A 1,267-nucleotide genomic window follows, 5' to 3' on the forward strand; every position below is an offset into this window, starting at 1 on the left:
TGGAGCGCTGCCACCTCGACGTGGAGACCATCGTCGCAGCCGAGGCACTGGTTGGTGACGCCGGGCAGCCGCGCGTCGACCGCCCATATGCGCAGGCCGCCGCCGGGCGCGCTCACGCTGCGCGCGCCTTAAGGTCCGTCGCGTGAGCGGCGCGGCCTCCGTCGGTCCGAACGGCGCGCAGCGCGGCGCGGTCGCGATCGTGTTCGCCAATCTGAAGGGCAATCTGGGGGATTTCGCGATCCTTCACGCCATGCTCGCGGAGGCGGGGCGGGCCTTTCCGGAACGTGCGCTCCATGTGTACTCGCATCCGCTGCACGGTGTCGACGCGGCCCGCATGGCGGCGTTCCGCGAACGCGCCTCCGCCTTCGACTATCGCGGGCCGACCCACGGCGCGCCGCTCGGGCGGCTGGCGATGACCGCGCTGAAGCTGCGGCTCGCGCCGGGCGGGCTCGCCGCCGCCATCCGCCGCCGCGCCGCCGCCTGGGCCGATCGCTTCGCCGGTTTCGCCAGTTACGAGACGGTGCTGGTCGCCGGCGGCGAGCAGTGGAGCGGCCGACAGCTTGGCGGGCTGATGTTCGCCACGCTCGGCGCCATCCGCCGCCAGGGGGTCGAGGTCGCGGCCTTCCCGTTCTCGGTCAAGCCCAGCCTGTTCCGGCTGCATTCCCCGTCGCGGCTCGCGTCCCTGTTCGGCGCGCTGACCCGGCCGCTGGTCACCCGCGACGAGGCCTCGGCCGTTCTGCTCGCGCGCGCCGGCGTGCCGGCGGAGACCGGCGTCGACAGCGTGTTCGCGCTGGCGGACGAGGCGGCGACGGTCCCGCCCGCCGCCGATCGCGATCCGGACCGCGTCCTTCTGGCGGCGACGGGGCGCGCGGACGAGGTCGTGGCCGCCGCCGGACGGCTTCTCGCCGCAGGCCTCAAGGTCGAGGCGCTCAGCACCTGCGTGGAGGAGGACGCGGAGACGCTCGCGGCGCTGCGCGACCGGCTCGGCGTCGTCGGCCACGCGCCGCTGACGTGGCAGGAGGTGGTGGCGGAGTTCAAGGCGAGTCGGCTCGTGGTCACCAACCGGCTGCACGGCGTCATTCTCGGCGTGCTGGCGGACGCGCCCCTGCTGCCGGTCGCGAACCGCACCAAGGTGCGCTCCTTCGTGACCGGCGCCGGGCTCGACCGCCACGCGGACGATTTCGCGGCGCTCGGCGGCGCGCTGGCGCAGGCGGCGCTCGCCGGGCGCGACGACACGCTGGCGCGGATGCGCGCCTATCACCGGCGC

The 1,267-nt window shown here is 75.1% G+C and carries 1 protein-coding gene; it reads left to right on the plus strand.

The window, feature by feature from the left end; all coding sequences use genetic code 11:
• Positions 1-142: 142 nt before the first annotated feature.
• Positions 143-1,267 (plus strand): polysaccharide pyruvyl transferase family protein (locus ACFQ4O_RS17685; RefSeq protein WP_378777711.1); only part of this gene is annotated, 1,125 nt, incomplete at its 3' end.

This window comes from Methylopila musalis (assembly GCF_042679725.1).
Classification (GTDB): Bacteria; Pseudomonadota; Alphaproteobacteria; order Rhizobiales; family Methylopilaceae; genus Methylopila; species Methylopila musalis.